This window comes from Tenacibaculum sp. 190130A14a, from assembly GCF_964048965.1.
GTDB classification, from domain to species: domain Bacteria; phylum Bacteroidota; class Bacteroidia; order Flavobacteriales; family Flavobacteriaceae; genus Polaribacter; species Polaribacter polynesiense.
Map to the genome: position 1 here is coordinate 1,403,040 of NZ_OZ040189.1, position 21,978 is coordinate 1,425,017.

Consider the following 21,978-nt stretch of genomic DNA (forward strand, 5'->3'; position numbering starts at 1 on the left):
AAGAAATGAAAAAAATACTTGTATTAGCCACAGTCGTTCTATTAAGTGCCTGCGGTAAAACAGAAAAAAAGCATACAGAACAAACAGCATTAAAGAAATCTAAAAATAAAGAAGTAACCATGAAAAAAGTCAATTTTAAAAGTGAAGGATTAAACTTAGTCGGAAATTTATATTATCCAGCAAATTTTGAAAAAGGTAAAAAATACCCTACAATTGTTTCTTCAGGAAGTTGGACAACCGTAAAAGAACAAATGGCAGGATTATATGCAAAACGATTTGCAGAAAACGGATTTATAACATTGGCCTTTGATTATAGAAATTATGGAGAAAGTGAAGGGTTACCAAGAGCTTGGGAGAATCCAGAAATGAAGATTCAGGATATAAAAAACGCAGTAGCCTTTTTAAAAAGCTTACCAGAGGTAGACGAGGATAAAATTGGGGCTTTTGGTGTATGTGCTGGTGCTATGTATAACTTAATGGCAGCTTCTGAAGATGACGATATCAAAGCGGTTGCTACAACAGCGTCTTGGTTACATGATGGAGAAGCTGTAAAATTGTTTTATGGAGGGGAAGAAGGTGTTAAACAACGAATTGAAGCTGCACAAGCAGCTAAAAAGAAATATGCAGAAACAGGTGAGTTTACTTATATCAAAGCAATTTCAACTACAGATACTACTGCAGCGATGTTTGGGGAGTTTGATTATTATTTAAATCCAGAAAGAGGAGCAATTCCAGAATGGAGTGCAGATCAATTTGCCGTAGCTACTTGGGAAGATTGGTTAAAGTTAGATCCGTTTCCATCTGCTGCAAAGCTAAATAAACCTTTGTTTATGGTACATTCTGATGGTTGTGTATTACCAGATTATACTAAGAAATATTTTGAAGAAGTTTCTTCAGAAGATAAAGAGTTGGTTTGGGTAGCAACAGAATTAGCTTCTCCAATGCATCAATTTGCTTTTTACGACCAAGAAAAAGAAGTGAAGTTAGCTGTAGAAAAAACAAGTGCGTTTTTTCAGAGAGTTTTAGAATAAAGAATATAAAAATGGTGTTTGTTGGCAATAATAATCAAATATCATTTTTTATAACTTTTTTTAAAGTTAAAATCCCTTTACTTAAAACGTAAATTTTATTAATTTTCGTTTTTGATATTAAATAAAAAGATAAATAATTTGAAAGACTATATATTACGAAAAAAAGTCGCTAATAAGTACATAGAGTTTTTAGAAAATGGAGAGGTAGAGAAGGTTATTTCCTTATTTAGTGATAAAGGAATGGTACAATCACCTTTATACGGTATTAAAAAAGCGAGTGATTTTTATAATGAGTTGGCAAATGATACTTCTAATTCTGAACTTTTTGTAAAGGGGATTTTTCAGGAGGAAGATTCGAGTCAATTGGCGCTTTATTTTACTTATAAGTGGACGCTAAAAAACAATGAAAAAGTAATGTTTGATGTAGTAGATATCATTGAGTTTGATACTCAAAATAGAATAGATAAACTAACCATTATATATGATACGGTGATTGCAAGACAGTTAGTAAGTCAGCTGAAAAATTAATTTAAGGAATGAGTCTTAATATACTCTTTAGGACTCATACCTACCTTTTTTTTAAATACTCTTGTAAAATATGCAGGATACTCAAATCCTAATTTATAAGCGGTTTCTGATATAGAAAGATTCGGATTTAATAATAAGCCTTTTGCTTCTTCAACTAAAAACAAATTAATCTGATCTATTGCAGTTTTTCCGGTTTCAGCTTTAATGGTGTCACTCATATAGCGATGACTCACATTTAATTGAGCAGCCATCCAATCAACTGATGGAATACCTTCTTCTGCAAATAAATTTTGTTCAAAATAAGAGTTTAATACTTCTTTAAATTTGGTAATCAAAATCTTGTTATCATCCGTTCTATTGAGAAATTGCCTCTTGTAAAATCGATCCGCATATTTTAGTAAAGTTTCCAATTGAGAAATAAGAATCTCTTTACTAAACTCGTCTTGATTGCTTTGATACTCTTCTTTAATGTTTTTAAAAATGTCTTTTATAATCTGTTCCTCTTTAGGAGATAAATGCAATGCCTCATTAACATTATAATTAAAGAAATTATAAGCCTTTATTTTTTCATAAATATCTAAACTACGTATATAATCTTTATGAAAGGAGATATGATAACTTTCAGAACTAAACACCATATCCTTAAAGGTTAATGATTGATTTGGTGCAGTAAACAACATAGTTCCATTAGTACAATCATATTTGGTACGTCCATAAGACAATTCACCAGAAATAATGTTTTTAAAACTAATACTATAAAAATTGCAAGATAAGGTCATAGGTTCGTCAAGAGCATACGAATCACATTTAGTTCGCTCACCTTCTTCTAGCTCAGTATGTAATACACTGAAAAGTGGATTTTCAGAATCTGGCAAATCAAAATGTCTATGAAATTCTGATATCGTATTAAATTTTAAAATGGGCATTTTCATATGTATTTACTCTTTAAAGTTACGATATTATTTTAGGAATTAATTCCAAGGTAGAAGCCTCATGTTTTTGGGTGTTGTATGTCAATCGCATTGCAGGATAAAGCAGCCCTAGTAATTTTCGATATGCCTTGTTAACTTTAGGGTTTACTTCTTCCAGGTCATGAGGAACTACGCCGTCAATTTCTATTTCTAGATTACCAATCTTCATAGCGCCACTTGGGTTTATTAAGAAGGCATCGTACCAACTCCTTTTTCCGAATTTATATTGACGTACAAAAAAACGTCCTTCAGTTGCAACAATGGTAATGTCTATAAAGTGATGATCTCCACATCTAATTTGATGCACTTTTTTGCTTTGTACTAGTTTTTCTAATTCTTGTATAGTCATATTGAACTCTTTTAAAAGAACCTTTTGTTGAGTTTAAACAAAACAAAAGGTTCTAGCGATAGTATGAAGTAATAAAAAGGGCTGTTATTTATTAAAGAACTTTGCTACTGCATCGGTTGATGCTTTAACCGCTTCTGGTTTGTAGTAGAAATCTACATGACTAAACTCATCAAATGCTATTGTCGTGTTATCATTGGTAAGTTTTGCTATAAACTTCGTAGAGCAAGGAGCAGTAGATGCATTGGTACCATATATGACTAAACTAGGTTGTACAATTTTATCAGCATAAGCCTCTCCGATAGAAATTAATGACTGCATCGCTTGGTCAGCAATATGTATGTTTGAAGCGTTTTTAACAGTTCCTGGACCTTTTACACCGTCTTTTCCGTAGTAACTATACGTTTCTCCGGCCATTGCTGGATAAGCTGCTGCTGCAACAAATTCTTTCTTTGTCATCTCATCGTCCAATCCAAATGGAGCGTGATAATCGGGTTTCCCAGTTTCATATTGCTTTTGCTTAGACGCATTAGCAGCTGCTATCATAGGGTTGGTAACTTCTTTCCCTAACCATTGAAAACCATCTGCTGCCATCATACCAGAAACCATGGCAATTTTCTTCATTCTATGGTCGGTAACTGCAGCCGATGCGATAATAGAACCACCCTGACAAACACCTAATCCGTTAATCTCTTCTACAAAAGGTAATGTTCCTAAATAAGATACCGCGTCCCAAGTATTTTCTATTAATCTAAACATATATCTAGATTTTTTATGCTCTCCTGGTAATGCTGGAGAATCTCCCATTCCTAGATAATCAAACCCTAAGAAAACAAAACCTCTTGCTGCCATTTCTGGTCCATAGGTTGCCATAACTTGTCCTTTAACTTGTGGAAACGGACTCGCACTTACAATTGCTTTGTACTTTTTGTTTGGGTCAAACCCTTCTGGTAGATATAAATCACCTGCTAATTGTACTCCAAATGATGTGAATGTTATACTGTTTTTTCCTGCCTTTAAATTTTCCATGGTATTCGTTGTTTTACTTGTTATGGTATTGTCTGTTATGTTTTTTTGCTCTTGGTTTTGTTTACAACTTGTTGCAAGAGTAATGACGCTAAATATTGCTATAATTTGTTTCATTCTTTTTGATTGTTAATGAATTACAGTGCAAATTTAGAATACCGAATACTTTCAAAAATTATACATTTTGGTAAGAGACTTATACATTTTGGTTTTTATGTATAAGTGATAGAAAAACAGGATGGTTCGAATTAAATAGGAGCTTCTTGTGTTTGTTGCTTTACAACAAAATCTCCCCAATTAGCAATCGCTTGTAATAAAGGAATCAATGTTTTGCCCAAATCTGTCAAAGAATATTCTACTTTTAAAGGAGGTTTTGAAGTATATACTTTTCTACTAATAATACCATCTTCCTCTAAAGCTTTAAGTTGTAAGCTTAAAGTACGCTCTGTGGCAGTAGGCATTTTTTTACGCAATTCATTATAACGCAATGATCCATCGATTAAATAATATAAAATAACCGTTTTCCATTTTCCTCCAATAACTCCCATGGTTAAGCTAGTACAACAAGGATATTCTTTTCCTTTGAATTGATGCATAATGTTAATTTTTCGTAAAAATGAATACTATCATTTTTGACCGTTATTGTATGGCTACAAAACTATACTTAATTTTGTTACTATAAAAATTATAGTATAAATTATTTAGTTATGAGTTATTATTCAGTATTAGATGTTACACCGACTACTACAGATTGGGTAGAAAGTTATGTAGCTGTTTCTGCAGATATTGCGGCTAAGCATGGAGGGAAATATTTAGCAAGGACTGCTTCGTATGAACAAGTTGAAGGAGATGAAAGGTCTGCTGCTTTACGTATTATTCTACAATGGCCTTCAAAAGAAGCAGCTTTGAACTTTATGAATGATCCTGAATACAAGCCGCATTTAGAGGCACGCACAAAAGGATCTGTAAGTCATCATTATTTAATTGAAAAGAAGGACGATTTAGCCTAATCAGATTATGAAAACATTATTAAGCTCATCACTGATATTGGTTTTATTGTTCTCGTGTAAAAACATTGAAAACAATAATGAGCATAAGAAGCCAAATAAAATAACCAATAAGGTTGTTGTAAGTTCTGAAGTTACTTGGGAAAAATTAAACCCAGCTAGAGGAGATAAAAGTCCACAGGCAGCAACGATATGGGGAGATAGAAAAGGAACAGTGGCTACTGGATTTCTAGCCAAATTTGTAGATGGGTTTTCTTCACCTCCACATATTCATAATGTAACCTATAGAGCAGTAGTGATTAAAGGACTTATTCATAATGATGATGCGGATGCTAAAAATATGTGGATGCCTACTGGATCTTTTTGGACTCAACCTGCGGGAGAGGCGCATATTACTTCAGCTAAAGGGGAGGAGAATATAGCATATGTAGAGATTGATAAAGGGCCTTATTTAGTAAAACCGATTTTAGATGAATTTGTTAATGGTGAACGTCCTGTAAATATTGATGCTTCAAATATAGTATGGTTAAATAGTAGTGTGGTTAATTGTATCGATGCTACAAGAAAAGCCGAAATAAGTTTTCTATGGAAACATTCAAAAGTTAAAAACTTACAAGGCCTGTTTATAAAGCTTCCAAAAGGATTTAATGGAAAAATAAAAAGTGACGGAACTACTTTTCATGCTATTATAATTCGTGGTGAGTTAATGTATAAAATGCCAATAACTAAAGAAGTAAAAACACTTGATCAAGGAAGTTATTTTACTTCAGAGAGAGAGTCAATTCATGAAGTTTCTTGTAATGATGAGGTGATTGTATACTTAAGAACAAACGGAGATATAGAAATAGAAGAATAGTGGGTTAGCAAGAGTTAAACTCTAAAACTATAATTTCAATGAATAAAAGTAAGCTTAAAGAGACAGATATAATCTCTTATTCAGAATTAAAAATAAAAGCAGTGCAATGAAAACAATTTTAATCACAGGAAGTACGGATGGTATTGGAAAACTTACCGCAGTTAAACTCGCCAAAGAAGGACATACTGTATATATACATGGAAGAAATTTTGAGAAGCTAAGGAATGTTGTTTCAGAAATTAAAGAAGTATCTGGTAATGAAAATATTGATGGGTTTGTAGCTGATTTTTCTGATTTAGAAACTGTAAAAAATATGGCTTATGAAGTTAAAGAAAAGCTTTCTAAGCTCAATGTACTAATTAATAATGCTGGAGTTTTTAAGAGTAGTATAAATCAAACAAAGTATGGAGATATAAGAATGGTGGTAAATTATTTTGCTCCTTATATACTTACAAAAGAATTAATTCCGCTTTTAGAAAAGAGCAAATCAAGTCGAATTATAAATTTAAGTTCTGCAGCGCAAGCCCCCGTAGAATTAGATGTTATTAAGGGAGCAGAAGTTTTAAATGTAAATTCAGCGTACGCTCAAAGTAAATTGGCTTTAACTATGTGGAGTTTTTCTTTAGCAAAAACACTAAAAGATACATCAATAATTGCAGTAAATCCAGGATCATTATTAAATACTAGAATGGTAAAAGAAGCTTTTGGTCAGCATTGGAGTTCAGCTGATAAAGGAGCCAGTATATTATATGAATTGGCAATTTCATCAAGTTATGAAAAAGAAACAGGAAAATATTTTGACAATGATAAAGGAGATCCAAAAGGAACTTTCGGAGTAGCGCATGGTGATGCTTACAACGAAAGTAAAATCGAAGAATTAATTAAAACGACAAATAAAATTTTAAACATATGAATTTAAAGGAAGTATTAAACTGGCGTTATACTACTAAAGAGTTTGATTCGTCAAAGAAAATTTCAGAAGAAGATTTTGAACAAGTAAAGGCCTTGTTGCAGATGAGCCCTTCAAGTACAAATTTACAACCTTGGCATTTTGTAATTGCCGGTACAGAAGAAGGAAAAGCGCGTTTCGCAAAATCAACTCAGGGATTTTTCTCATTTAACGAGGCAAAGATTTCAAAGGCCTCGCATGTAGTTGCTTTTTGTGCGAAAACAGATGTAGATGATACATATATGAAGCATTTATTAGATAAGGAGGACGAAGATGGACGTTATGCTTCAGCTGAATTTAAAGAACAAATGTATGGAGCGAGAAATATCTTCGCAGATATTCATCGTTATGATTTGAAGGATTTTCAGCATTGGATGGAAAAACAAGTATACTTGAATATAGGTAACTTTTTATTGGGTGTAGCTGCATTAGGTATTGATGCAACACCAATGGAAGGGTTTGATATGAAGGCATTCGATGAAGAATTTGGGTTAAGAGAGAAAGGACTCACAGCTGTAACCTTAGTTTCTTTAGGATACAGAACTACCACAGATTTTAATGCAGAATTACCAAAGTCACGTTTATCAGAAGAGGAAATATTTACAGTGATATAATTTTGTAAAACCTTTAAAAATAGCCCTGCATTTGTAGGGCTTTTTTTATGTGTGTACATAACCTTGTAAAGTGCAATTATTTAACGATATTTGTGGTTCAACTATTATTAAAAACTAATTATGGCAATGAATAAAAATACAGTATTAGGGTGGGCAACCTTGATAATGATACTTATGGGGATTTTACTGGTGTGTTTGGCAGTTTTTAAATATGATGAAATTGCAGGATATGGTTTTGGAGCCGTAGGTCTTGGATTTTTTGCAAATGCGTGGGTGTTTAACGCTCTTAAAGGAAGGGTATAACAATTTAAAAGAATAAAAATGTCAGACGATAAGAAGATTATCTTTTCAATGAATAAGGTTTCTAAAACCTATCAATCAACTGGAAAGCAAGTTTTAAAAGATATCTATTTAAGTTTTTTCTATGGTGCTAAAATTGGAATTCTTGGTCTTAACGGATCAGGTAAATCTACCTTATTAAAAATTATTGCTGGTGTAGAAAAAAACTATCATGGTGATGTAGTATTTTCTCCTGGTTATAAAGTTGGGTACTTAGAACAAGAACCCCAATTAGATGAAGAGAAAACTGTTTTAGAAGTAGTAAAAGAAGGTGTTGCAGAGACGGTAGCAGTGTTAGATGAATACAACAAAATCAACGATATGTTTGGTTTAGAAGAAGTGTATTCTGATGCAGATAAGATGCAAAAATTAATGGACCGTCAAGCAGAGTTACAGGATAAAATAGACGCTTCAAATGCTTGGGAATTAGATACCAAGTTAGAAATAGCCATGGATGCACTTCGTACACCAGATGGTGATAAGAAAATTGGAGTGCTTTCTGGAGGAGAACGTCGTAGAGTAGCGTTGTGTAGATTATTATTACAGGAACCAGAAATTTTATTGTTAGATGAGCCTACCAACCACTTAGATGCAGAATCTGTACACTGGTTAGAGCATCATTTAGCACAATATAAAGGAACTGTAATTGCAGTAACGCACGACCGTTACTTCTTAGATAATGTAGCGGGGTGGATTTTAGAATTAGATAGAGGAGAAGGAATTCCTTGGAAAGGAAACTACTCTTCTTGGTTAGATCAAAAATCAAAGCGTTTAGCTCAAGAAAGTAAAACAGCAAGTAAGCGTCAAAAAACATTAGAGCGAGAGTTAGAATGGGTACGTCAAGGTGCTAAAGGACGTCAAACAAAACAAAAGGCTCGTTTAAAGAACTATGATAAATTATTAAATCAAGATCAAAAGCAAGCTGAAGAGAAATTAGAAATCTTTATTCCAAACGGACCACGTTTAGGAAATAATGTAATTGAGGCAACAGGGGTTTCTAAAGCATACGGAGAAAAGTTACTTTATGAGAACTTAGAATTTAATCTTCCACAAGCGGGAATTGTTGGGATTATTGGACCAAATGGTGCTGGTAAGACTACGATTTTTAGAATGATTATGGGAGAAGAAAATCCTGATGCGGGTACTTTCTCAGTAGGAGAAACGGCTAAAATTGCTTATGTAGATCAATCTCATTCTAATATAGATCCTGATAAGTCTATTTGGGAGAACTTCTCAGAAGGTCAAGATTTGGTGATGATGGGAGGTAAACAAGTAAACTCTAGAGCTTATCTAAGTCGTTTTAATTTTTCAGGAAACGAACAAAATAAAAAAGTAGCAACATTATCTGGAGGAGAGCGTAATAGATTACATTTAGCAATGACCTTGAAAGAAGAAGGAAATGTATTGTTATTAGATGAGCCTACCAATGATTTAGATGTAAATACATTAAGAGCTTTAGAAGAAGGTTTAGAAAACTTTGCAGGATGTGCTGTAGTAATTTCTCACGACCGTTGGTTCTTAGATCGTATTTGTACACATATTTTAGCGTTCGAAGGAGATTCTCAAGTGTATTTCTTTGAAGGAAGTTTCTCTGAATATGAAGAGAACAAAAAGAAACGTTTAGGGGGAGACTTAATGCCAAAACGAATCAAATACAAAAAACTAATTAGATAATTAGATAAAAATTAAAAAGAGAAGCTGATCAGCTTCTCTTTTTTTTGTCTTTTAAATTAAAACTTATTTATACTCCTCCTGCCCAATCACATAAGCAAGAGCAAGGTAAATACTTAGGGCAATAGTTAGGACAGTATACTTCGCATTTAATACCACCGTTGATAGATTTTTGTTCTGATTTGTTTAAGGTTGTTCCTAAGCTAGAAATGTTTTTTAACATAGTTAATAGTTTTAAGTACTTCAATATTAACTCATTTGTGTCTTATAAGGTGAAATAAAACCGTAAAATAAGTAAGGATTCACCGTAGAATTTAAAACAAAAATCAAATGTTAAAACATAAGGAATTAGATGGGGTAGCCGCAAATGAAAAAAAGCTTGTATAAGCAAGCTTTTTTCTTTAATCCCCTAAAAAAATCCGAAGCAAAAACGCTTCGGATGTTGCGGAGAAAGAGGGATTCGAACCCCCGGTCCTGTTACAGACAACGGTTTTCAAGACCGCCGCATTCGACCACTCTGCCATTTCTCCAGTGCTTATCAGTATTATTATTTCCTGATTGCGGGTGCAAATATATGACCTTTTTTTAGTTTAAAAAAAGTTTTTAGATACTTTTTTTGTGGATAAATAACGTGAAAATTGTAATTGTTTTAAAGTCAGGTAGTTTTGAGTTAATTTTTTTTTGATTTTTTTTCAAGAATAATGAGAGTCTAAAGAAGAGTTAAGTATTCCTTGTGTTTTTAGTAGGTTTATCAGGTAAGTTTAGCACATTTTATATTGTAGTTAAATGTAGTTTTTATTGTAAAATAGCTCTACCTTCGTTTTAAAATTATATTATAGGACATGTTTAATACATTTGGAAACATTTTACGTGTAACTACCTATGGAGAGTCGCACGGTGTAGCTATAGGAGGAGTCATTGATGGCTTTCCTGCAGGAATGGAAGTTGATTTTGAAGCAATACAAAATGAATTAGATCGACGTAAACCTGGACAATCTAAAATAGTAACTCAACGTAAAGAACCAGATACGGTTGAGTTTTTATCGGGAATATTTGAAGGGAAAACTACAGGAGCTTCAATAGGTTTTATTATTAAGAACACAAACCAAAAGAGTAAAGACTATAATCATAATACTAACGTGTATAGACCTTCACATGCCGATTATACCTACGATAAAAAATATGGAATAAGAGATCATAGAGGTGGAGGACGTACTTCAGCGAGAGAAACAGCCAATTGGGTTGTAGCTGGAGCTTTAGCTAAACAATTAATTAAGCATATCAATATAAATGCTTTTACATCTTCTGTTGGAGATATCTTCATAGATAGACCTTATCAAGATTTAGACTTTTCTAAAACTGAAAGTAATATTGTTCGTTGTCCAGATGAAACTTCTGCGGAAAAGATGATTGAAAAAATCAATCAGATTAGAAAAGCTGGAGATACTATTGGAGGAACTATTACTTGTGTAGCTCAAAATATGCCAGTAGGGTTAGGAGAGCCTATCTTTCATAAATTACATGCTGAATTAGGAAAGGCAATGTTATCGATTAATGCAGTAAAAGGATTTGAATTTGGAAGTGGTTTTTGCGGAGCAAAGATGCAAGGTTCAGAACATAATGATATTTTTAAAGAAGATGGTACTACAGAATCGAATCTTTCAGGAGGAATCCAAGGAGGAGTTTCAAATGGAATGGATGTTTATTTTAGAGTAGCATTTAAACCTGTAGCAACCATTATGCAGAATCAGAAAACGATAAATTCTGAAGGAGAAGCTACAGAAATACATGGAAAAGGACGACACGATCCTTGTGTAGTACCAAGAGCGGTCCCTATTGTAGAAGCACTTACTGCTTTAGTTTTAGCCGACTTTTGGTTATTAGATAAGACAAGAAAAATATAAAGAAAAGCTGAACTAAGTTCAGCTTTTTGTTTATAAAAACTATACAATTACCTTGTGTTATGTTTTGTTTGTTTTGTAATTTTACAAAGTCACTTCGAGTGATTTCAGTTTTCTACTGAAATTGTATCGAGAAGTTATATAACTTGTTCTCGATAAAATCATTCTAAAGACATTTTAGTAACATTTTATGGAGAAGGTATGGACTACATTAAAGGGCGTGGTGCACAACATAACACGCATAATAAATTTTTACAGCACCAAAGAGAAGTATTAGATGATTTTTTAAATTATTGCGAGCAAGAGAACGAATCCGCAGATACTAATAAAACGACCTATTTAGAAATATTTCCTAAAACAATATTGAATAAAGTAACCAGTCCAGATATTGGTTTTACTTATTCCATGAATCCATATCAAGGCATGTGAACATGGTTGTATTTATTGTTATGCTCGTAATACACATGAGTACTGGGGGTATTCTGCAGGTTTAGATTTTGAACGTAAAATTTTATACAAAGCTAATGCTCCTGAATTACTCGAAAAAAAGTTAAGAAGTAGAAGCTGGGAAGCGCAAAATATTATGTTTGCTGGAAATACAGACTGTTATCAACCTATAGAAAAGAAGCTAGAAATTACACGTCAAATGTTAAAGGTGCTTTTAAAATTAAAACATCCCGTGAGTATAATTACTAAAAACTCTTTAATACTTAGAGATCTAGATATTCTAACGGAAATGACAAGTATGAATTTAGTTCGAGTCAGCATCTCCATAACCTCATTATTAGAGGAAACTAGAAGAATGGTAGAACCAAGAACAGCTACCATTAAGAAAAGACTTGAAACAGTTAGAATTCTTTCAGAAAATGGAATTCCAGTCAATGTAATGATGGCGCCTATAATTCCATCAATTAATAGTCATGAAATTTTACCTTTAGTTAAAAGAGTGAGTGAGTTAGGAGCGGTATCAGTTGGGTATACCGTTGTTAGATTGAATGGGGTTATAGGTGAAATTTTTACAAAATGGGTTAGAACAACGTATCCAGACAGAGCGGACAAAATATTACATCAAATAGAATGTTGTCATAATGGAAGTTTGAATGATTCGAGATATGGAAATAGAATGAGAGGAGAAGGGAAAATAGCTGAGCAAATTAAGATGCAGTTCAAGTTAGCTAGAAAATTGTACTTAAAAGAAAGTCATTTTCCTCCATTAGATTTTACTAAATTTGATAAATACCAAACCAATCAAATGACGTTGTTTTAATGGAGTTTTATAATCAACTTTTGGAAGTTTTGTCTTCAAATTGGGAGCAAGAAATAGTTCTTAAAAGAAATGAGTATTTAGTTTCTAAAGACACTATAAATTCGGATTTGTTTTTAGTAGAAGAGGGGAGTTTACGAGTGTTTATCGATGATGATGAAGAGGAGCACACTATTCGGTTTGGATATAAAAATTCTATCATTACTGCTTTAGATTGTTTTTTAACAGAAACTCCGACAAGATTCTATATTCAGGCATTGAAAAAGTGTAAGTTAAAAATGATTTCAAAAAATGCATTTACAGAGTTAATGCAATCGACTGAAGAAAATAGAAAGATTTGGGAACAACTACTGCAGAGTTTTGTTTTTCAACAAATCGAAAGAGAAATAGATTTAATTACCTATTCTCCTCAAAAAAGATTTGAGAATGTACTACATAGAAGTCCACAAGTATTTCAAGAAATTCCAATGAAATATATTGCTTCTTATTTGAGAATGACACCTGAAACGTTATCTAGAATTTTAAAAACTCTTGATTAAACTCAAGAATTACGAATTTTAAAATGTTCAAATTTGAATAAAAAATTAGAATGGTTTTTAATACAAATGAATTACTTCAAGATTTAAAGGAGTTAGTTGAATCGCATATAAACTATGTAGAACAATTGCAGCAATTGTCAGAGGCTGATTTACAAAAAAAGCAAACTCCAACATCATGGTCTGCAATAGAATGCCTAGAACATTTGAATTTATATGCCGAATTTTATAATAAGGAGATAAGAAAAAGAATAAATAAATCTAGATACCCGAAATCAACATTTTTTAAATCGGGTTTTTTAGGGAATAAGTTTGCGTTAGATATGCTTCCAAAAGAAGGTATGAAAACGATGAAAACTTTTAAAAGTAAGAATCCTATCTATTCAAATTTAGTTGCAAAAGAGGTGTTAATTCAATTTTTAAAACTACAAAAAGAATTGGAGCAATTATTAGAAATGGCTAGCGAGGTTGATCTAACAAAAACTAAAACAGCTATTACGTTACCACTCTTAAAATTTAGATTAGGTGATACGTTTCGATTTGTTATTTATCACAATGAACGCCATATAGTACAAGTTAAAAAAACTTTAAAATAAAAGAGCGTACTTAAAAGTACACTCTTTATACTATTCTATTTCTCTTCTTGTTATTTAATATCTAAAAAAATACCTCCAGAAAAGGAAGGGTTTGCTGCGATGATTCTTCCAGATACAGCACTATCAAAACTAGCAGAAACTCCTAGTTTGTTTGTAATGTAGTAAGCTACTTCAAGGCCAAAACTTGTGAATTCGATATTATTCGCAAAAATACTACCATTGCTATTTGCAGCAGTTAGTGTACCATTTTTAAAAGACTTTAATACGTTTAATCGTCCAATAAACCAAAGTTTATTATGAAACATATTAACTCCAGCTTCTAGTCCTCCTCTAAATTCATCTGAAAAACCTTTAGATCTGTTGTTATAACCTATATATGTTTTAGCATAAAAAGGAAGATCTCCTAAAGTTGTAGAGTACCCCAAAGAAGTAGATAAATATTGATTAAACTCTCCATCACCTGTTTGAAAACTTCCATCACTACCTCCGTTGGCATCTCCAGTAGGTAATCCCAATAAAAGCTTAACATCGGCAGCCCATTTTCCTTTCTTAAAAAAGGCATAACGAGCTCCTAAATCAATATCTCCAAAAGAATTAAAACCTTCTCCTTCTTGAATAGTATTGTTATTAGTACCTGAAATTTGGTTGTTTTGAGCTGTTCTTGTAAAAAATGGTACATAAGCAATAAGATCAAACTTATTTGAAATACCATATTCAGCATACATATTTATGTTAAATTGAGTTCTTGTTACGTTTGGGTCTATTGCACCAGTATCAGTATAATGTTGATCTGATTTTAAGTACCATGCCGAAAGTTTATAATATCCATTTCCTTTTCCTTTAGACCATTGAGCAACTAAAGATGTTGAACTAAAGGCAAATACTATAAGTATTAAAATATATTTTTTCATATGTAAAGTAGTTTCTTGATTTAATTGATTTCAGCATCTCCAACTTTTACACTAAAAGGCTTACACCAGTATAAAAGATGTGAGAAATCGTTAATTTTAGTGTCTTTTATAGTGTATGTATGTGCTCCATTAAAAACAGAAACAGCAGAAATTTCTTTAGCACCACTTACGGTATTTGAGTTGTTGGTAAGGTATAAGAACAATCCTGGTAAACTTGATGAAGCTCTATAATCATCATTTACAATTAACTCTAAATCATTGGTGTTAGGAATCTCCTTCAATGTAAAGGTTCCTGTTAATGTATAGCTACTAGTAGTTCTTATGGTTCCAGTTTTTTCTTTCGGACCAGAATTATCTACCATATCTTCAGTTGCGGTAACAGTATTACTTGTTGATAATGTCGCTCCATTAGAAGAAGTAGTACTTGCTGTAATGGTGGCTGTACCTTTGGTAAAAGCAGTGATTAATCCTGTAGAAGACACAGAAATTATAGCAGGGTCAGAACTATTCCAAGAAATTTGAGCAGCTTGAACATTTCCAACATTATCCGTATACTTTGTAGTATACTGATATGTATTGTTGATGGTTAATTCCTGAATAGGGTTGTTAATAGATAATTTCTCCTCAACGGTATCATTGATAATATCGTTATCAATACAGCTTTGAAATAAGAAAACAAAGACAAGTAAAAACTGAAGGTGTTTCATGTGATTATTTTTTATAGTTGAGAGTTTTGTCGAGAAAAAAAGGAATCATTACATCAGATTGATGTATTTTAGTTTCCTATTTTATTTAACAACACATGTTTAATAACCCATTACTTTTTTTTATTTGCTCATTAGGAGTGTTTAATGGTATTTTGGTAAGTATGTTCTTTTTGTTTTTTGATAGAACTAAAAGAGTTTCTAATTTCCTATTTGGATTATTGGTTTTTTTTCTAAGCTTACGAATAGGGAAATCTGTATATAGGATATTTTATGAAAACCATGATTTGTTAATAATGCAAATAGGTTTGTCAGCCTGTTTTATGATTGGAATATCACTTTTTTACTATTTAAAAGCATCTGTTGAAAATAGAAAAGAGATACCTAAAAGTTGGAAGGTTCATTTTGTTATATTATTGATATTCATTTGTGTAGTGGGGATAGTAAAACCTTATAAAACAAGTGCCGATTTTTGGAGATGGTTTGTATGGGTGATTTATGGTTCTTGGGGATTGTATTTATTAATGTCTACATATGTCTTAAAACCAATATTGTCAAAAATAATATTGAGAAAAGCAAAATGTTCTACTTCAGAGTTTTGGTTGATTGGTGTTTTAGTTGGTAATTGGTTAATTTATGGAGCATATATCATAGGATATTACTATTTATATTTAATAGGTACCATTACTTTTTCGATTGTGTTTTACGGATTGTTGTTTTTCTTTTTACTGAAAAGTAATAGAGAATCTATTTTTAAGGATTTACCAGAAAGGTATTCTTCAAAAAAGATTGAAGAAGATGAAGTTTCTATATTAAAAAGAAAACTAGACACATTAATGAAGGAAGAAGAAGTGTATAAAAAATCAGATGTGAAGTTGTCTATGATTTCTAAAAAGATAGGGGTTTCTTCTCATAAGTTATCACAATTTTTAAATGACAATTTAGGAAAAAGCTTCGCAACCTTTCTTAATGAATATAGGATTGAAGAAGCGAAACGGTTATTAAAAGAAAATGATAACATAACACTGGAATCTATAGGTTTTGAAGCAGGGTTTTCTTCAAAATCTAACTTTTACGCTACATTTAAAAAATTAGTTGGGCAAACACCTGCTCAATATCAAAAAGCACACTTTCAGTAGGTTGTGAGTACAGGATTATAATTTAGGACGCCTGTATTATAACTTATCATCAAAATAGAAAAGCATTTTAAGAGGTTTGATGAAAATTAAAATCTTTTAATATGAAAATCCTATTTACATCCATTTTTGTAGTACTAACTTCAAGTTGTTTTTCTCAGGGAGGGCAACAATCTCTAAAAGGAGAATTACTTTTCAATACTTATAATGCAAAGCGGAAAAAAGTGATTAACTATGATAAGAGTTTTGTGTCTGATGATCAGTTAATTTATGAAAGTATTAATAAGCAGGAATCAGCGAATGTATCAGAAAAAGAACAAATCAAAAGAGTACTTAAAAAATACATGAATGGAAGTTCCTATAACAAACTTAAAATGTTAGAAAGTGCTTTTTCTGAGAATGCTACGCTTTATTTAACCAGTAGAGAAGGTTTTAAAAGGTATACACCAAAAGATTATGTTGGTTTTTTTAAGAACGGTGTGCCTGGTAAGTTTAATGGTAGAGAAGCTAAAATATTAGCTATTGAAATGGTTAAAGATATTGCAACAGCGAAAGTAGAAATTGCTTTCCCTGTAAGAAAGATGATATATGTAGATCTTTTTTTATTGAAAAAATTTGAAGATGGTTGGAAAATAATAAGTAAAACTGCTACTAGGGTAGATAATGGAGAATAACAGGATACTAAAAGTAATTTTGATAGTTGTACTCTGTGTAAATTTTGAGTTTATTAAAGCTCAAGACGCTGTGGTAAAGTATGTAGATGCTGAAATTACTATTGACGGAAAATTTGAAGAGAAAATATGGGGGCAGTTACCCGAATATACCGGTTTTTATAATTATTTACCTACAGATATCGGATTGGCCAAAAATCAAACTTCAGTAAAACTATTTCATAATAAAGAATATTTATTTGTAAGAGCTGTCTATTATGATACAACTGAAAAAACTCAGGTTAATACATTAAAAAGAGATGTGTCTATTGCATTTAGTGACGCATTTATTATGATTTTAGATACCCAAAACCAAGAGCAAAATGGATATTTATTTGCAGTAAATTCTTTAGGAAATCAGACGGATGGCTTAGTGGGAAGAGTAAATGATAGTTATAATTTAAATTTTAGCTGGAATGCTGTTTGGAAATCAAAAGCATTGTTAAATGGAACAAAAAAGCAATATGAAATAGCTATTCCTTTAAAATCTTTGAATTTCAATAAAGGAGATGCGGTTTTTGGGATTCAATTTTATGTAAGAGATATCAAAAATAATTCATGGACTATATTGAAAAATGTAAAACGTAATTATGCAAATTTAGATTTACGTTTTACTGAAAAGTTTATGGTCGAAGAATTACCTGAGAAATCAAGTTCTAGATTTGCTGTCATTCCATCATTGAGTGCTAACTTTCAAAAAGAAGTAGATACTGAAACAGAGCAAACAACTTTTGTTCCTAGTTTAGATGTACAGTACAATGTTACTTCATCATTAAAGCTAGATGCTACCATAAATCCAGATTTTTCTCAGATAGATGTGGATCAGCAAGTAACAAACCTCACAAGATTCTCTGTGTTTTTTCCTGAAAGAAGAAATTTTTTCTTAGAAAATGCTGATTTGTTTTCTAATTTAGGGGTTAATGGAGTGAATCCTTTTTATTCTAGAAGAATAGGAAGTAATTCTGATATTCAGTTTGGAATGAAACTTTCTGGAAATATAGCTCCCAAAACGAGAATCGGATTATTAAATGTACAAACTTCGAGAGAAGAAGAAGTGGCTTCTCAAAACTTTGGAGCTTTGGTTTTGGAACAACAACTGTCTAAAAATTTTACAACTACTGGTTTTTTAATCAATAGACAAGAAACAGATGGGTTTCATTTTGTAAATGATTTTAATAGGGTAGCAGGAGTTAATTTGAATTATAAATCAACAAATAATAGGTGGGTAGGACTGGCTAATATTGGAAAGAGTTTTAATAATTTAATAAACCATAGAAACAATTTTTATAATCTTTCAGTTTGGTATAATAAAAGAGAATTGGAGGCATATGCGTCTGTTAAAAAGGTAGGAGAAAACTATTTAACCGATGTTGGATTTACACCACGTATCTATAACTATGACGCTATTAACGATCTTGTAGTAAGAGAAGGTTATACGGAAGCAACTTTTGGAGTAGAGTATAAGAAGTTTTATGAGCAATCTAAAACTTTGAATTTCGTTCGATATTTAAATTACAGGAATAATACTTATTTTGATGAAAATGGAGATGTGAATCAAATATCACATTTTTTAAACTCTGCAGTATTTTTTAAAGATTTATCAGCGGTTTATTATGTAGTTAATTACGATGAAATAGATTTGAAATACGGATTTGACCCATTGAATAATGGAAATCCGATTGTGCCAGATACATATAATTTTGCGACATTAAAACTTGGGTTTAATTCAGCAAACAATAAGGTGTTTAGGTATAGAGTAAATGTTCAGAAAGGAACTTACTATAATGGAGAAAGAACAACCGCTGGGGCTTATTTGAATTATCAATTACTGCCTTTTGCTAATCTTGAAGTATCTTATGATATCAATAAGATTGATTTAAATGAATTAGGGAAAGATACATTTCATTTAACAAGGTTTACAGGACAAGTCTTTTTTAATAATCGATTAAATTGGACTACCTACGTACAATACAATACACAGCGTGATAACTTTAATATAAATAGTCGTTTGCAGTGGGAGTATAAACCACTATCTTATGTCTATTTGGTAGTTTCAGATAATTATAACAAAGATTTGAATAGAACCAATTGGGGTGTTGCTTGTAAGATTAATTATCGATTTGATTTTTAATAAGAATGCATAAAAAAAGCCTAAGAATTTCTCAGGCTTTTTTATGTATTCATTAGAAAATTAAGCTAACATGGTAACTGGATTTTCTAAATATGTTTTTAGTGTTTGTAAGAATTGAGCACCTACAGCACCGTCCACAGTTCTGTGGTCACATGCTAAAGTTAACTTCATAGTATTTCCTACTACTATTTGTCCGTTTTTAACAACAGGCTTCTCAACAATAGCACCAACAGATAAAATTGCAGAGTTAGGTTGGTTGATTATTGACGTAAAACTTTCAATACCAAACATTCCTAAGTTAGATACTGTAAAAGTACTTCCTTGCATTTCTGCAGGCGTAATTTTTTTATTACGAGCTTTACCAGCTAAATCTTTAACAGAACCTCCAATTTGAGTAAGAGTTAATGCATCGGTATGCTTAACCACAGGAACAACTAATCCTTCATCTACAGCTACGGCAACACCAACATTAATATGTTTATGGTATTTAGTAGTTTCATCTGTCCAAGAAGTATTTACTTGAGGATGCTTTCTTAATGCCATTGCACTAGCTTTTACCACCATATCATTAAAAGATACTTTAGTATCTGGAATAGCATTAATCATTTTACGAGACGCGATAGCATTTTCCATATCTACTTCAATGTTTAAGTAGAAATGAGGAGCGCTGAATTTAGAATTACCTAAACTACGCGCAATTGCTTTACGCATTTGAGAGTTTTTCACCTCTTCTGTTCCTTCTTCTCCTGCAATGGCAAAGTTAGTTACTGCTGGAGTAGGGGTAGCGCTTGCTTGAGCAGTTGGAGCTATTACTTTAGCAGCTGGAGTGAAGTTTTCTACGTCTTTTTTAACAATACGTCCATTTTCACCAGTCCCTTTAACTTCTGCCAAGTTAATTCCTTTGTCTTTGGCAATCTTTTTAGCTAATGGTGAAGCTAAAATTCTACCAGTATTTGAAGTTGTAGTTTCTACTACAGGAGTAGCTTCTGCCACTTTTTCTTCTTGTTTAGGAGTGTCGTTACTAGCTTCTTCTGATGAAGTACTTCCTAAGTTACCTGATTTTGCAGCTTCAATAACACCTGCAACATCTGTTCCTTCAGGACCAATAACAGCTAATAAACTATCAACAGGAGCACTATCTCCTTCATTAATTCCAACATGTAATAAAGTTCCCTCATAAAATGATTCAAACTCCATAGTAGCTTTGTCAGTCTCAATTTCTGCTAAAATATCTCCTTCTTCAACTTTATCTCCTACATTTTTTAACCAAGAAGCAACTGTTCCTTCAACCATAGTATCACTTAAACGTGGCATAGTTACTACCTGAACACCTTCTGGTATTGCAGTTACACTAGTACTTGAAGTTGTTTCTTCTTTATTTGGAGCTTCTTCTTTAGTTTCAGTTGAAGTTTCAGAACTACCACCATTAAGTAATGCTTTGTAGTCTTCACCTTCTTCACCAATAATAGCTAATAAACTATCAACTGGTGCGGTTTCACCTTCTTGAACTCCTATATATAATAAAGTACCTTCATGGAAAGATTCAAATTCCATAGTAGCTTTATCAGTTTCAATTTCAGCTAAAATGTCTCCTTCTTCTACTTTATCACCAACACTTTTTAACCAAGTTGCCACTACACCTTCTTCCATGGTGTCACTTAAACGGGGCATATTAATTACTGTAGCCATAATTTTAATTGATGAATTATTTAATAAAAGGATAATCTTTTTGTTCGTATACTACATCGTGTAAAATGCTTTCGTCTGGGAATGGAGATTCTTCAGCAAATTTCTCACATTCTTTTACTAAGTCTTTTACCTCTTTATTAATAGCATCTATCTCTTCATCTGTAGCATATTTCTTTTCTTTGATAACATCTAAGACTTGAGTAATAGGATCTATTTTTTTGTATTCTTCTACCTCTTCTTTAGTACGGTAGTGTTGCGCATCAGACATAGAGTGTCCTCTATAACGATATGTTTTCATTTCTAAGAAAGTAGGTCCGTCGCCTCTACGTGCTCTTTCAATAGCCTCATCTACAGCTTCCGCTACAGCAATTGGATCCATTCCATTAACAGGTCCACAAGGCATTTCATATCCTAAACCTAATTTCCAAATATCTTCATGGTTTGCAGTTCTTTCAACAGAAGTTCCCATTGCATAACCATTGTTTTCGCAGATAAAAATTACAGGTAATTTCCAGTTCATTGCCATGTTAAAAGTTTCATGTAAAGAACCTTGACGTGCTGCACCATCACCAAAATAGCATAAAGTAACAGCATCATTTCCTTTATATTTATCACCGAAAGCTAAACCAGCTCCTAAAGGAATTTGTCCACCTACAATACCATGACCACCATAAAAACGGTATTCTTTAGAAAAGATATGCATAGATCCTCCTAAACCTTGAGAGGTACCTGTTGCTTTACCATATAATTCAGCCATTACACGTTTTGGGTCTTCTCCCATACCAATAGGCTGAACGTGATTACGATATGCTGTAATCATTTTGTCTTTGGTTAAGTCCATTGCATGTAATGCTCCTGCTAATACTGCTTCTTGACCATTATATAAGTGTAAAAATCCTCGTACTTTTTGTTGAATATAAACCGCAGCAAGTTTGTCTTCAAACTTTCTCCAAAATAGCATGTCTCTATACCAGTTGATATAGGTTTCTTTGGTGATTTCCTTCATTATAATTAGTTGTTTATTTAAAGTTTGTTTTGATTGTTTCAAAACGTAGCTACAAA

General features: G+C 32.3%; 23 protein-coding genes, 1 tRNA gene and 1 pseudogene. 15 read left to right on the forward strand and 10 right to left on the reverse strand.

The window, feature by feature from the left end; translation table 11 throughout:
• The first annotated feature begins 5 nt into the window (after window positions 1-5).
• Both ABNT22_RS06850 and ABNT22_RS06855 read left to right on the forward strand, forming a co-directional pair.
• The gene (locus ABNT22_RS06850; protein WP_348715214.1) at window positions 6-1,031 is read left to right on the forward strand and encodes an alpha/beta hydrolase; all 1,026 of its coding nucleotides are present in this window, start codon (window positions 6-8) and stop codon (window positions 1,029-1,031) included.
• A 138-nt stretch (window positions 1,032-1,169) separates the two neighbouring features.
• Window positions 1,170-1,559, forward strand: a complete 390-nt coding sequence (locus ABNT22_RS06855) for a nuclear transport factor 2 family protein (protein WP_348715215.1) — start codon at window positions 1,170-1,172, stop codon at window positions 1,557-1,559.
• Here ABNT22_RS06855 and ABNT22_RS06860 read toward each other — a convergent pair.
• From ABNT22_RS06860 to ABNT22_RS06875, 4 genes are all read right to left on the reverse strand, one after another.
• Window positions 1,556-2,491 (reverse strand): AraC family transcriptional regulator, encoded by a 936-nt coding sequence (locus tag ABNT22_RS06860; protein WP_348715216.1) that lies wholly within the window; start codon window positions 2,489-2,491, stop codon window positions 1,556-1,558. The two genes, ABNT22_RS06855 and ABNT22_RS06860, sit on opposite strands and share 4 nt — an antisense overlap.
• 19 nt (window positions 2,492-2,510) lie before the next feature.
• Complete coding sequence (locus ABNT22_RS06865; protein WP_348715217.1) at window positions 2,511-2,879, reverse strand: hypothetical protein; 369 nt, start codon at window positions 2,877-2,879, stop codon at window positions 2,511-2,513.
• A gap of 84 nt (window positions 2,880-2,963) precedes the next feature.
• Window positions 2,964-4,019 carry an alpha/beta hydrolase gene (locus tag ABNT22_RS06870; RefSeq protein ID WP_348715218.1) on the reverse strand — a complete coding sequence of 352 codons (1,056 nt, stop codon included), beginning with the start codon at window positions 4,017-4,019 and terminating at the stop codon, window positions 2,964-2,966.
• 131 nt (window positions 4,020-4,150) lie between these two features.
• Window positions 4,151-4,498, reverse strand: coding sequence for a helix-turn-helix domain-containing protein (locus ABNT22_RS06875; protein ID WP_348715219.1), 348 nt, complete (start codon window positions 4,496-4,498; stop codon window positions 4,151-4,153).
• A gap of 111 nt (window positions 4,499-4,609) precedes the next feature.
• On the opposite strand from ABNT22_RS06875, the gene ABNT22_RS06880 reads away from it, so the two are divergent.
• The 6 genes from ABNT22_RS06880 to ettA all read left to right on the forward strand — a co-directional run bounded on the left by ABNT22_RS06880 (window position 4,610) and on the right by ettA (window position 9,341).
• A complete protein-coding gene (locus ABNT22_RS06880) occupies window positions 4,610-4,912 on the forward strand; it encodes a DUF1330 domain-containing protein (RefSeq protein WP_348715220.1) in 303 nt (100 codons plus the stop codon).
• Between the two features lie 7 nt (window positions 4,913-4,919).
• Complete coding sequence (locus ABNT22_RS06885) at window positions 4,920-5,765, forward strand: DUF4437 domain-containing protein (RefSeq protein ID WP_348715221.1); 846 nt, start codon at window positions 4,920-4,922, stop codon at window positions 5,763-5,765.
• 106 nt (window positions 5,766-5,871) lie between these two features.
• On the forward strand, window positions 5,872-6,678 hold the full coding sequence (locus ABNT22_RS06890) for an SDR family NAD(P)-dependent oxidoreductase (RefSeq protein WP_348715222.1): 807 nt from the start codon (window positions 5,872-5,874) through the stop codon (window positions 6,676-6,678).
• Window positions 6,675-7,328, forward strand: coding sequence for an oxygen-insensitive NAD(P)H nitroreductase (nfsB, locus tag ABNT22_RS06895; protein ID WP_348715223.1), 654 nt, complete (start codon window positions 6,675-6,677; stop codon window positions 7,326-7,328). Before ABNT22_RS06890 ends, nfsB begins: the two co-directional genes overlap by 4 nt.
• Window positions 7,329-7,454: 126 nt before the next feature.
• The gene (locus ABNT22_RS06900; RefSeq protein ID WP_299104327.1) at window positions 7,455-7,631 is read left to right on the forward strand and encodes a CAL67264 family membrane protein; all 177 of its coding nucleotides are present in this window, start codon (window positions 7,455-7,457) and stop codon (window positions 7,629-7,631) included.
• An 18-nt stretch (window positions 7,632-7,649) separates the two neighbouring features.
• On the forward strand, window positions 7,650-9,341 hold the full coding sequence (gene ettA / locus ABNT22_RS06905) for an energy-dependent translational throttle protein EttA (protein WP_348715224.1): 1,692 nt from the start codon (window positions 7,650-7,652) through the stop codon (window positions 9,339-9,341).
• A gap of 67 nt (window positions 9,342-9,408) precedes the next feature.
• On the opposite strand, the gene ABNT22_RS06910 is transcribed toward ettA, so the two are convergent.
• Window positions 9,409-9,561, reverse strand: a complete 153-nt coding sequence (locus ABNT22_RS06910) for a hypothetical protein (protein ID WP_348715225.1) — start codon at window positions 9,559-9,561, stop codon at window positions 9,409-9,411.
• A gap of 222 nt (window positions 9,562-9,783) precedes the next feature.
• Window positions 9,784-9,868: transfer RNA gene (locus ABNT22_RS06915), tRNA-Ser, on the reverse strand.
• 312 nt (window positions 9,869-10,180) lie between these two features.
• On the opposite strand from ABNT22_RS06915, the gene aroC reads away from it, so the two are divergent.
• The 4 genes and pseudogenes from aroC (at window position 10,181) to ABNT22_RS06935 (ending at window position 13,635) form a co-directional block, all read left to right on the forward strand.
• On the forward strand, window positions 10,181-11,242 hold the full coding sequence (aroC, locus tag ABNT22_RS06920) for a chorismate synthase (RefSeq protein ID WP_348715226.1): 1,062 nt from the start codon (window positions 10,181-10,183) through the stop codon (window positions 11,240-11,242).
• Between the two features lie 198 nt (window positions 11,243-11,440).
• Window positions 11,441-12,506 (forward strand): annotated as a pseudogene (locus ABNT22_RS06925) (PA0069 family radical SAM protein).
• Complete coding sequence (locus ABNT22_RS06930; protein ID WP_348715227.1) at window positions 12,506-13,042, forward strand: Crp/Fnr family transcriptional regulator; 537 nt, start codon at window positions 12,506-12,508, stop codon at window positions 13,040-13,042. The pseudogene ABNT22_RS06925 and the gene ABNT22_RS06930 overlap by 1 nt, the downstream one beginning before the upstream one ends.
• 50 nt (window positions 13,043-13,092) lie before the next feature.
• Entirely contained in the window at window positions 13,093-13,635 is a 543-nt protein-coding gene (locus tag ABNT22_RS06935) for a DinB family protein (RefSeq protein WP_348715228.1), read from the forward strand.
• Window positions 13,636-13,685: 50 nt separating this feature from the next.
• Here the strand turns inward: ABNT22_RS06935 and ABNT22_RS06940 are convergent, their stop codons facing one another.
• Together ABNT22_RS06940 and ABNT22_RS06945 are read right to left on the reverse strand one after the other, a co-directional pair.
• Entirely contained in the window at window positions 13,686-14,546 is an 861-nt protein-coding gene (locus ABNT22_RS06940; protein WP_348715229.1) for a hypothetical protein, read from the reverse strand.
• Window positions 14,547-14,566: 20 nt separating this feature from the next.
• Window positions 14,567-15,253: an Ig-like domain-containing protein gene (locus tag ABNT22_RS06945; protein WP_348715230.1), complete on the reverse strand. Its 687-nt coding sequence runs from the start codon at window positions 15,251-15,253 to the stop codon at window positions 14,567-14,569.
• Window positions 15,254-15,573: 320 nt separating this feature from the next.
• Here ABNT22_RS06945 and ABNT22_RS06950 point away from each other — a divergent pair, with 320 nt between their 5' ends.
• The 3 genes from ABNT22_RS06950 (at window position 15,574) to ABNT22_RS06960 (ending at window position 19,227) form a co-directional block, all read left to right on the forward strand.
• Complete coding sequence (locus ABNT22_RS06950; protein ID WP_348715231.1) at window positions 15,574-16,389, forward strand: helix-turn-helix domain-containing protein; 816 nt, start codon at window positions 15,574-15,576, stop codon at window positions 16,387-16,389.
• Between the two features lie 101 nt (window positions 16,390-16,490).
• Window positions 16,491-17,060 carry a nuclear transport factor 2 family protein gene (locus ABNT22_RS06955; RefSeq protein WP_348715232.1) on the forward strand — a complete coding sequence of 190 codons (570 nt, stop codon included), beginning with the start codon at window positions 16,491-16,493 and terminating at the stop codon, window positions 17,058-17,060.
• Window positions 17,061-17,079: 19 nt separating this feature from the next.
• The gene (locus ABNT22_RS06960) at window positions 17,080-19,227 is read left to right on the forward strand and encodes a DUF5916 domain-containing protein (protein WP_348715233.1); all 2,148 of its coding nucleotides are present in this window, start codon (window positions 17,080-17,082) and stop codon (window positions 19,225-19,227) included.
• A gap of 60 nt (window positions 19,228-19,287) precedes the next feature.
• On the opposite strand, the gene ABNT22_RS06965 is transcribed toward ABNT22_RS06960, so the two are convergent.
• The gene (locus ABNT22_RS06965) at window positions 19,288-20,916 is read right to left on the reverse strand and encodes a 2-oxo acid dehydrogenase subunit E2 (RefSeq protein WP_348715234.1); all 1,629 of its coding nucleotides are present in this window, start codon (window positions 20,914-20,916) and stop codon (window positions 19,288-19,290) included.
• 16 nt (window positions 20,917-20,932) lie between these two features.
• On the reverse strand, window positions 20,933-21,922 hold the full coding sequence (pdhA, locus tag ABNT22_RS06970) for a pyruvate dehydrogenase (acetyl-transferring) E1 component subunit alpha (RefSeq protein WP_348715235.1): 990 nt from the start codon (window positions 21,920-21,922) through the stop codon (window positions 20,933-20,935).
• Between the last annotated feature and the right edge of the window lie 56 nt (window positions 21,923-21,978).

Bases quoted from the DNA above. Each gene is read 5' to 3' on its own strand.
- ABNT22_RS06875 (WP_348715219.1), bottom strand. From the start codon at position 4,498: ATGCATCAATTCAAAGGAAAAGAATATCCTTGTTGTACTAGCTTAACC.
- ABNT22_RS06950 (WP_348715231.1), top strand. From the start codon at position 15,574: ATGATTGGAATATCACTTTTTTACTATTTAAAAGCATCTGTTGAAAAT.
- nfsB (WP_348715223.1), top strand. From the start codon at position 6,675: ATGAATTTAAAGGAAGTATTAAACTGGCGTTATACTACTAAAGAGTTT.
- ABNT22_RS06900 (WP_299104327.1), top strand. From the start codon at position 7,455: ATGAATAAAAATACAGTATTAGGGTGGGCAACCTTGATAATGATACTT.
- ettA (WP_348715224.1), top strand. From the start codon at position 7,650: ATGTCAGACGATAAGAAGATTATCTTTTCAATGAATAAGGTTTCTAAA.
- ABNT22_RS06945 (WP_348715230.1), bottom strand. From the start codon at position 15,253: ATGAAACACCTTCAGTTTTTACTTGTCTTTGTTTTCTTATTTCAAAGC.
- ABNT22_RS06850 (WP_348715214.1), top strand. From the start codon at position 6: ATGAAAAAAATACTTGTATTAGCCACAGTCGTTCTATTAAGTGCCTGC.
- ABNT22_RS06885 (WP_348715221.1), top strand. From the start codon at position 4,920: ATGAAAACATTATTAAGCTCATCACTGATATTGGTTTTATTGTTCTCG.
- ABNT22_RS06930 (WP_348715227.1), top strand. From the start codon at position 12,506: ATGGAGTTTTATAATCAACTTTTGGAAGTTTTGTCTTCAAATTGGGAG.
- ABNT22_RS06890 (WP_348715222.1), top strand. From the start codon at position 5,872: ATGAAAACAATTTTAATCACAGGAAGTACGGATGGTATTGGAAAACTT.
- ABNT22_RS06940 (WP_348715229.1), bottom strand. From the start codon at position 14,546: ATGAAAAAATATATTTTAATACTTATAGTATTTGCCTTTAGTTCAACA.
- ABNT22_RS06865 (WP_348715217.1), bottom strand. From the start codon at position 2,879: ATGACTATACAAGAATTAGAAAAACTAGTACAAAGCAAAAAAGTGCAT.
- pdhA (WP_348715235.1), bottom strand. From the start codon at position 21,922: ATGAAGGAAATCACCAAAGAAACCTATATCAACTGGTATAGAGACATG.
- ABNT22_RS06880 (WP_348715220.1), top strand. From the start codon at position 4,610: ATGAGTTATTATTCAGTATTAGATGTTACACCGACTACTACAGATTGG.
- ABNT22_RS06935 (WP_348715228.1), top strand. From the start codon at position 13,093: ATGGTTTTTAATACAAATGAATTACTTCAAGATTTAAAGGAGTTAGTT.
- ABNT22_RS06955 (WP_348715232.1), top strand. From the start codon at position 16,491: ATGAAAATCCTATTTACATCCATTTTTGTAGTACTAACTTCAAGTTGT.
- ABNT22_RS06965 (WP_348715234.1), bottom strand. From the start codon at position 20,916: ATGGCTACAGTAATTAATATGCCCCGTTTAAGTGACACCATGGAAGAA.
- aroC (WP_348715226.1), top strand. From the start codon at position 10,181: ATGTTTAATACATTTGGAAACATTTTACGTGTAACTACCTATGGAGAG.
- ABNT22_RS06910 (WP_348715225.1), bottom strand. From the start codon at position 9,561: ATGTTAAAAAACATTTCTAGCTTAGGAACAACCTTAAACAAATCAGAA.
- ABNT22_RS06860 (WP_348715216.1), bottom strand. From the start codon at position 2,491: ATGAAAATGCCCATTTTAAAATTTAATACGATATCAGAATTTCATAGA.
- ABNT22_RS06870 (WP_348715218.1), bottom strand. From the start codon at position 4,019: ATGAAACAAATTATAGCAATATTTAGCGTCATTACTCTTGCAACAAGT.